8 protein-coding genes are annotated in these 8,694 nt (G+C 71.7%); 1 reads left to right on the top strand and 7 read right to left on the bottom strand.

The window, feature by feature from the left end:
* The 4 genes from ABZ371_RS24660 to ABZ371_RS24675 form a co-directional block, all read right to left on the bottom strand.
* On the bottom strand, positions 1-1,342 hold a 1,342-nt coding region (locus ABZ371_RS24660; RefSeq protein WP_358683357.1), incomplete at its 3' end, for an AI-2E family transporter.
* Between the two features lie 182 nt (positions 1,343-1,524).
* Positions 1,525-2,232 (bottom strand): lytic transglycosylase domain-containing protein, encoded by a 708-nt coding sequence (locus ABZ371_RS24665; protein WP_358683359.1) that lies wholly within the window; start codon positions 2,230-2,232, stop codon positions 1,525-1,527.
* 387 nt (positions 2,233-2,619) lie between these two features.
* Positions 2,620-3,942, bottom strand: a complete 1,323-nt coding sequence (locus ABZ371_RS24670) for a PhoH family protein (RefSeq protein ID WP_358683361.1) — start codon at positions 3,940-3,942, stop codon at positions 2,620-2,622.
* A 372-nt stretch (positions 3,943-4,314) separates the two neighbouring features.
* Entirely contained in the window at positions 4,315-5,076 is a 762-nt protein-coding gene (locus tag ABZ371_RS24675; RefSeq protein ID WP_358683371.1) for an isoprenyl transferase, read from the bottom strand.
* A 209-nt stretch (positions 5,077-5,285) separates the two neighbouring features.
* Here ABZ371_RS24675 and mgrA point away from each other — a divergent pair, with 209 nt between their 5' ends.
* Entirely contained in the window at positions 5,286-6,323 is a 1,038-nt protein-coding gene (gene mgrA / locus ABZ371_RS24680; RefSeq protein ID WP_358683363.1) for an L-glyceraldehyde 3-phosphate reductase, read from the top strand.
* Positions 6,324-6,630: 307 nt separating this feature from the next.
* Here mgrA and ABZ371_RS24685 read toward each other — a convergent pair whose 3' ends face one another.
* The 3 genes from ABZ371_RS24685 to ABZ371_RS24695 all read right to left on the bottom strand — a co-directional run.
* Positions 6,631-7,101 (bottom strand): hypothetical protein, encoded by a 471-nt coding sequence (locus ABZ371_RS24685; protein WP_358683365.1) that lies wholly within the window; start codon positions 7,099-7,101, stop codon positions 6,631-6,633.
* Between the two features lie 102 nt (positions 7,102-7,203).
* Complete coding sequence (locus tag ABZ371_RS24690) at positions 7,204-8,025, bottom strand: class I SAM-dependent methyltransferase (protein WP_358683367.1); 822 nt, start codon at positions 8,023-8,025, stop codon at positions 7,204-7,206.
* A 113-nt stretch (positions 8,026-8,138) separates the two neighbouring features.
* Positions 8,139-8,694 (bottom strand): A24 family peptidase (locus ABZ371_RS24695; RefSeq protein ID WP_358683369.1); only part of this gene is annotated, 556 nt, incomplete at its 5' end.

Consider the following 8,694-nt stretch of genomic DNA (forward strand, 5'->3'; position numbering starts at 1 on the left):
GCGGGGCCGGCGCGGCGGCGGGCGGCGGGCCCGTGGGCGGGGCCGTCGGAGCCACCGAGACCGCCGTGGCGCCGTGCGGACCGGGGCCGTGCCGCATGGCGGGGTCCAGGCTGTAGGACCGCAGGTAGCCGACCACCGTGTTGGTCACGGCGACCAGCGGCACCGCGACGACCGCGCCGCCGATACCCGCGATCATCCCGCCCGCCGCGACGGAGAGGACGACGGCCAGCGGGTGGACGCGCACGGCCCGGCCGAGGATGAACGGCTGCAGGATGTGGCCCTCGATCTGCTGCACGGCGAGCACCACGATCAGCACCATGAGGGCCGTGAACACACCCTGGGTGACGAGCGCCACGACCACCGCCAGCGCCCCGGAGACCACGGCGCCGACCAGGGGGATGAAGGCGAAGAGGAAGATGAAGACGGCGAGCGGCACCGCCATCGGCACGTCGAGGAAGTAGATGCCCAGCCCGATGAAGATGGCGTCGATCATCGCGACGATCACCGTGCCCCGCACGTAGGCGGTCAGCGTCCGCCAGGCCCGCGGCCCGGCGCCCGCCACTCCCGGACGGGCCTGCGCGGGCACCAGTTTGAGCACCCACTGCCAGATGCGCTTCCCGTCGTAGAGGAGGAAGAGCGTCGAGAACATCGCCAGCAGCAGCCCGGTGAGGAACTCCATCATCACCGTGACGCCCTGGAGGCCGGCGGAGGTGATCTCCTCCGTGTTCGTGCCGATGGTGTCGCTGAGGTTCTTGGCGATGTCGTTGATCTGCTGCTCGGTGACGTGGAAGGGGCTGTCCAGCAGCCAGCGCTTCAGCTCGTCGATGCCGTCGCGGACCCGGTCGGAGAGCGTGTCCAGGTTGTCCATCACCTGCCACACGACGAACCAGCCGACGAGCCCGATGACCACGAATCCCAGCACGGCTGTGACCGCCGTGGCCAGACCCCGCGGCAGCCCGAGCCGTTTCAGCCGTACGACGGTCGGCTGGAGCATGGCCGTGACCAGGAGAGCGGCGACGAATGCCAGGACGACCAGTTGCACGGCGCTGATGACCCGCATCAGCACCCAGAGCGTGCCCGCGAGGACCAGCAGCCGCCAGCCCGCCTCGGCCGCGACGCGCATCCCCCAGGGGATGGCGGCGACCGGATCCGGCCGGGCGGCGACGTCGGGGGCGTACGCCGGTGGGGCCGGCACCTGTTCGGCGACGGCGGCGAGCGTGGAGGAGGAGGTGTGGTCGTCGTCCACGCGACGGTCGTCCTCGGCGCGCCGCTCTTCCAGGCGCGCCCCGATCTCGGTGAGTTCGGCACCCAGCCGACCGAGCCACCCCGGAAGTCTTGACATGCTGATCCCTTTCCCCCGCCCGCTCCCGCCACGCCTCCGGAGCTCTCCTGATCGACCGTACACGTGAAGCCCCGCACCGTAGGACGGTGCGGGGCTTCACGGGGCCGTGGGTCGGGCGGGGCGCGCCCGGTCCTCTGTCCGGGCCGGGCCCGGCCCGGCCCGGCGCGGTCCGGACGGAGGGCCTAGTACCAGTGGTTGGCCTGCCAGAAGGACCAGGCGCCGCACGGACTGCCGTAGCGGCCGTCCATGTAGCTGAGGCCCCACTTGATCTGGGTGGCCGGGTTGGTCTGCCAGTCGGCGCCGGCGGACGACATCTTGGAGCCGGGCAGCGCCTGCACGAGGCCGTAGGCGCCGGAGGAGGCGTTGGTCGCCCGGTAGTTCCAGCTCGACTCGTGGTTCACGATGTTGCTGAAGCACTGGAACTGGTCGCCGGGGATCATCTGACGGGCCATCGCCTGGACGTCGGCCACGCTGTAGGAGCCCTGCGCGGAGAACGACGTCGCGTCGCGGACGGAGGACCGGCTCGCGCGCTCGGCGTCCGCCTGCTTCTCGGCCTCGCGCTCGGCCGCGAGCTTCTTCTCGGCCGCCTTCTTCTTCGACTTGGCGTCCTTGGCGGCCTGAACGCGGGCCGTCTCCTCGGCCGACCTCTTCGCCTCCGCGTCTGCCGCGGACGCCTGGGCGTCCGCCTGCTGCGTGAGCGAGGCGGTCTGGACCTGGGCCTGCTGGCCCGCGGGGATGTCTGCGAGCAGCGTGGTGTCGGCTGCGGCCGCCTCGAAGTTGTTGTCGTCCGCAGCGGGGGTGCTGCCCGACGCAACGCCTACGACGGCGCCTACGGTGGTGACCGCGGTGGCGGATGCCACGGCGAACCCCCGGACCGAAATCCGGCTCACACGGTGTCCTTCCAGCATCGCCCGCTTAGGTGACCTCGCGGGCGCAATCGTGCCCCTGACGCTGGCCTCCCTACTGCTTGGGTCACGGGAGGCACGGGCCCGGTGGGCAACTCCCTTGCGGGAGTGCCGCGTGGTACTCGCGGGCGGCATACGGGCGGCGGTTGTTGAGTTGTGTGGTGCGGGCGCCTCTGGAGGTGCCCAAGTGCCGTATGCGGGGCCTGACGGAAGCAAGACTCTGCCGGACGGACACGGCCTGTTGCAATTCTGTGTTGCGTGTTAAAGGTCACACCCCGTTTGGAGCACCTGTTTTTCGGAAATGACGGCGCAGCACGAAGCCGCCCGGCTAAGCTCCTTGGCTCGCCGGGCGGCATCAATCGGACCTTTCCGTCAGTTGTGGCCTTCCTCCAGCATTTCGGTCACCAATGCCGCGATCGGTGAACGCTCGGAGCGGGTCAGCGTGACGTGCGCGAAGAGCGGATGCCCCTTCAGCTTCTCGACCACCGCCACGACCCCGTCGTACCGGCCGACGCGGAGGTTGTCGCGTTGGGCGACGTCGTGGGTGAGCACCACGCGCGAATTCGCCCCGATCCGGGACAACACGGTCAGCAGGACGTTGCGTTCCAGTGACTGGGCCTCGTCCACGATGACGAACGCGTCGTGGAGGGAGCGGCCCCTGATGTGGGTGAGCGGCAGGATCTCCAGCATCCCGCGCCCCAGCACCTCTTCGATGACCTCGCGCCCGGCGACCGCCGACAGGGTGTCGAACACGGCCTGTGCCCAGGGGCTCATCTTCTCGGCCTCGCTGCCGGGAAGGTATCCGAGCTCCTGTCCGCCCACCGCGTACAGCGGCCGGAAGACCATCACCTTCTGGTGCTGCCTGCGTTCGAGCACCGCCTCCAGTCCCGCGCAGAGCGCGAGGGCCGACTTGCCGGTGCCCGCCCGGCCGCCCATGGACACGATGCCGACGTCCGGGTCGAGGAGCAGGTCGAGGGCGATGCGCTGCTCGGCGCTGCGGCCGTGGATCCCGAATGCCTCCCGGTCACCGCGTACGAGACGGACGTTGCCCTCGGCCGTGACCCTGCCGAGGGCCTTGCCGCGCTCGGACTGGAGGACCAGCCCGGTGTGCACGGGGTACTCGGCGGCCTCGGGGACGTACAGCGTCTCCTCGCCGAAGAGCAGGTCGACCTGTTCCGCGGCGAGGGTCAGCTCGGCCATCCCGGTCCAGCCGGAGTCGGTGATGGCGAGTTCGGCGCGGTACTCCTCGGCGAGCAGGCCGACCGAGGATGCCTTGATCCGCAGGGGCAGGTCCTTGGAGACGACCGTGACGTCGTACCCCTCGGCCTGGAGGTTGCGCGCGACCGCGAGGATCCGTGAGTCGTTGTCCCCCAACCGGTAGCCGGCGGGAAGGACGCCGGGGTCTGAGTGGTTGAGCTCGACGCGGAGCGTCCCGCCCAGATCCCCGAGCGGGATCGGGGCGTCCAGCCGGCCGTACCGGACGCGGAAGTCGTCCAGCAGGCGCAGGGCCTGCCGGGCGAAATACCCGAGCTCGGGATGGTGCCGTTTGGCCTCCAGCTCCGTGACCACGACGATCGGGAGCACGACTTCGTGCTCGTCGAACCGGGCCATGGCGTTGGGGTCGGCCAGCAGGACGCTGGTGTCGAGAACATAGGTGCGCCTGTCGGGCATGCGGCGCTTGCTGCTGGTCACCACGGAAGGACGTACCCCCTCGGACGAGGTCGGGGAGTGCGACGGGCGTCGCGGAACTTCCCGAAGGGAGAGGACGGACCGGGTTCGGGCCCTGTGCGCGGGCCGAACACCGGCCCTCCGCGTCGGCCGCACGGTGTGCGGTCCTTCGTGTGCAACGGGCCTCCCGGGCGAGCGGGCTGGGTGCCGCTCACTTGGCTGCGACGTCCGCCTGGTTGGTGACCGGACGTCGACCTGAGAGGGATATGCCCTTCCGCACACGAAGCCATGCCGCTGCCTGCGACAAGGTGTGTGCGCGTCCCCGTGAACAGTCCGTGGCGCGCAGGTAGCCGACCGGGTCCCGGAGCGGCTCGCCGCCCTCCGTGGGGAGGGCCCGGGTCAGGCCCCGTAGCGGCGGTGCCGGGCCGCGTAGTCGCGCAGGGCGCGCAGGAAGTCGACCTTGCGGAAGGCCGGCCAGAAGACCTCGCAGAAGTAGTACTCCGAATGGGCGCTCTGCCAGAGCATGAAGCCCGACAGGCGCTGCTCCCCGCTGGTGCGGATCACCAGGTCCGGGTCGGGCTGCCCCCGGGTGTAGAGGTGCTCGGAGATCAGGTCCGTGGAGACCACCTCGGCGAGCTCCTCGAAGGTGGTGCCCTTGGAGGAGTGCTCCAGCAGCAGGGACCTGACCGCGTCCGCGATCTCCTGGCGCCCTCCGTAGCCCACGGCGACGTTGACGATTATCCCGTCGATACCGGCCGTGGCCTCCTCGGCCTCCTTGAGCACGGTCTGGGTCCGCGACGGCAGCAGGTCGAGCGTGCCCACGTGGTGGACCCGCCACCGTCCGTCGGCCGCGAGGTTGCGCACGGTGTTCTCGATGATGCCGAGCAGCGGGGTGAGCTCCGCCTCGGGCCGGTCGAAGTTGTCCGTGGAGAGCAGCCAGAGGGTGACGACCTCCACGTCGGTCTCGCTGCACCAGCCGAGCAGCTCGGAGATCTTGTCGGCCCCGGCCTGGTGCCCCTGCACGGCGGAACCGCCGGAGGCCTTCGCCCACCGCCGGTTGCCGTCGAGGATGACTCCGATGTGCTTGGGCACCTGGGCGTGGTCCAGACGGCCTTCCACCCGGCGTGCGTAGAGCCCGTACACCAGGTCGCGCAAGTTCACTGAGTTCACCCTCTCGGTTCCGTACGGGCCCGGGGCCCGTCCTCCCCGTCGCCGGGGGTCGGGGGTCTTCCCCCGGGGGAGCGCCGCGCGGTCGGCACACCGCGTGCGTGCGAGCCGCGGACCGGCAGGTCCCGAAGCCGCCACATTACTGCGGGCGGGCCACAGGGGCCCAACCCGGTCTGTCACAACTCCGTGATAAGGAGTGAAACGTGACTGATTCCCTCTCCTACCGCGCCGACGCGTCCCGCTACGACTCCATGGAGTACCGGCGCACCGGCCGCAGCGGCCTCAAGCTCCCCGCCGTCTCGCTCGGCCTGTGGCACAACTTCGGCGACGACCGCTCCCTCGGCTCCCAGCGGGCGATCCTGCGCCGCGCCTTCGACCTGGGGGTGACCCACTTCGACCTGGCCAACAACTACGGTCCGCCGCCGGGCTCCGCCGAGCTCAACTTCGGCAAGATCTTCCGGCAGGACTTCGCCCCGTACCGCGACGAGCTCGTCATCTCCACCAAGGCCGGTTACGAGATGCATCCGGGCCCGTACGGTGAGTGGGGCTCCCGCAAGTACCTGCTGTCCTCGCTCGACGCCTCGCTGCGGCGGACGGGCCTCGACCACGTCGACATCTTCTACTCCCACCGCTTCGACCCGCACACCCCGCTCGAGGAGACCATGGGGGCGCTCGCCTCCGCGGTCCGCCGGGGCAAGGCCCTCTACGCGGGTGTGTCCTCCTACAGCGCCGAGCAGACCACCGAGGCGGCCCGCATCCTGCGTGAGATGGGGGTGCCCGCCCTGATCCACCAGCCGTCCTACTCGATGGTCAACCGCTGGGTGGAGGCCGACGGGCTGCTCGACGCCCTGGAGGCGGCCGGCATGGGCTGCATCTCGTTCGCGCCGCTCGCCCAGGGCCTGCTCACCGGCAAGTACCTCGCGGGGATCCCGGAGGGCTCGCGGGCGAGCCAGGGCAAGTCCCTCGACCCGGGGCTGCTGTCCGAGGAGATGGTGCGCCGGCTGCGCGGGCTGAACGACATCGCCCGGTCCCGGGGGCAGTCGCTTGCCCAGCTGGCCCTCAACTGGGTGCTGCGCGACAGCCGCATGACGTCGGCCCTGATCGGCGCGTCGAGCGTGGGGCAGCTGGAGGAGAACGTGGCCGCACTCCGCGCGCCGGCGCTGTCGGCCGACGAACTGAAGGAGATCGACACCTTCGCCGTGGACACCGCGGACACCAACATCTGGGCCGCCCGGGGCTGACGACGCCCTCCGGCCCGCTGCCGCCACCGTGCTCGCGCACCCGCCGCACGGCCGTCCTGGACGGGCGCCGGGCCGGACACGAAAAAACGGGCCGGTCCGTGGGGGGGGATACGGACCGGCCCGAGGGGGGGTTTCCACCATAACCCTTCGTAAGTGGTGGTGGGGTCCACGCCACTCCACAATCACTCTCCGGATTCGCCGGAACGCGCTACGGGGCTTTTTCCGGCCCCACGGATATCCGCGCGGACGTCCGTACGGGCGGCCCCGGTCCCGCGGGCGTCCCGGTTCGGGCGCGGCTCCCGCCGCCTCAGCGGCGGACGAAGCGGACCTGCACCGTGTCCCCGCCGCTGACGACGAAGTCGCCGTTCTCGCAACGGATCACCGCTTCGCACACCTCGCCGCACCGGTCGCGGGCCTCCCGCGTGCCGATCACCGTCCACGCCCCTCCGTAGGGGGGCGGCGGCAGCCGGTTGATCTCCTCCAGCCGCCACTGGCCCGCCGGCACGCACCAGTCGGGGAGGGCGGGCCAGTCACCGGAGGTGACGCGCAGCGACCGGTCGGAGGAGCAGGTCAGGAGGACCGACTGCCCGTCCGCGAGGACGAACTCCACGGCTTCGGGCTCTCCCGTGCAGCCCTCGGGCCGGTAGAAGAGGCCCTGCACGGCGGTGATGCGCGCCCCGGTGAGCCAGTCGGCGTTCCCGTGGCGCGGGCGTCCGGACGGCCGTTCCTCCGGGTCCCGGCTCAGCTCGCCGCCGGACGTTTCCCTTCCCACCGTCATGACCTGCTCCTTTGTTGTGCGCTCAACCACAAGGGTCGCACTACCCGTGAGTAGGACGGTGGGGCAGGTGGCGCAGTTGCCTCCGCCGTGGGTGAAAGCCCCTCAGGTGCCCGCCCCCGCGGCCTTTTCGGGTTTGCGCGCCTCGATCAGGAAGCGGGCGGAGTGCGCGACGAACGGCCCCTCGGCCTCGATCAGGTGGTGCAGCGAGCGGAGCCGGGGCAGGTACGCGTCCACGGTGAAGCCCGGGACCATCCAGACGACCTTGCGCAGGAAGTAGACGACGGCCCCGATGTCGAGGAACTCGACCCGCAGCCTCTCCGCCCGCAGGTCGGCCACCTCGAGACCGGCCGCCTCGGCGTCCGCCCGCGCCCGCTCCGGATCGCGTGCCTGGCGTGTCGCGGGTGGCTGCGGTCCGAGGAAGTACTCGACGAGCTCGAACACACTGGCCGGGCCGACCTGCTGGGAGAAGTACGTGCCCCCCGGCCTCAGCACGCGCGCGATCTCCTCCCACCAGGTGGTGACCGGATGCCGGCTGACCACCAGGTCGAAGGCCTCGTCGGCGAAGGGCAGCGGTGGCTCGTCGGCGTCGGCGACGACCGCCGCGCCGCGCGGGTGCAGCAGGGCCGTGGCACGGGCGACGTTCGGGGGCCAGGACTCGGTGGCCACCGTCAGCGGTGGGAGCACGGCGGCCGAGGCGAGGACCTCGCCACCGCCCGTCTGGATGTCGAGCGCCGCCCCGGCGCGTGCCAGCCGGTCCGCCATGGCGCGGGCGTACCCCCAGGACGGCCGCTGCTCCGTGGCCCGCCCGTCGAGCCAGGAGAAGTCCCAGCCGTCGACGGACACGGCGCCGGCCTCGGCGACGAGGGTCGCGAAGCGGGCGTCCGAGGCGGCCGGATCGGGCGTCGCGGGTGACGGTTCGGTCATGCCGGAATCGTGGCAGCCCGCCCCGGTACGCGCGACCGTATATCCGGGGCGTGCCCCGGGGACGCACCCGCCCGCCCGCGGACCCGACCGCACATCCGGCCGCCCGGTGGGCCTCATGTGGCGAGTCCACCGGACAGCAGGCCGACGTACGCCCCGGCGATCATGAACGGGCCGAACGGGATGCCCGTCCTGCGCCCCGCCCGCCGCAGCAGCACGAGGCCCACCCCGTACAGCGCGCCGAACAGGAAGCCCGCGAACCCGCCCGCGCACAGCACCGGCCAGCCGTACCAGCCGAGTGCCACGCCCAGGGCGAGGGCGAGCTTCACGTCGCCGAAGCCCATGCCGTTCGGATTGATCAGGAACAGCACGAAGTAGAAGCCGCCCAGCGCCACCCCGCCGAACAGCGCGGAGTCCCAGGACCCGCCGTGCTCCGGCAGCAGGGCGGCGCACCCCAGGAGCACGGTGGCCGCGACCGCCAGGGGCAGTGTGAGCCGGTCGGGCAGGCGGTGGACCCTCCGGTCGATGACGGCCAGGAGCACGGCGACAGGGGCCAGCAGCGCCCACACGACGGCCTCCGGCCGGCTCCCCGTGGCGGCGGCGAGGGTGACGCAGGCGAGGACGGTGACGACCGGGGCGGCGGCGCCGGGGGCGTAGTGGCGCCGCCCCGCC

This window comes from Streptomyces sp. NPDC005899 (assembly GCF_040629645.1).
GTDB lineage: Bacteria > Actinomycetota > Actinomycetes > Streptomycetales > Streptomycetaceae > Streptomyces.

What these genes read in the sequence shown, in the direction of transcription:
- ABZ371_RS24685 (WP_358683365.1), bottom strand. Translation starts at nt 7,101, where the DNA reads ATGACGGTGGGAAGGGAAACGTCCGGCGGCGAGCTGAGCCGGGACCCG.
- ABZ371_RS24690 (WP_358683367.1), bottom strand. Translation starts at nt 8,025, where the DNA reads ATGACCGAACCGTCACCCGCGACGCCCGATCCGGCCGCCTCGGACGCC.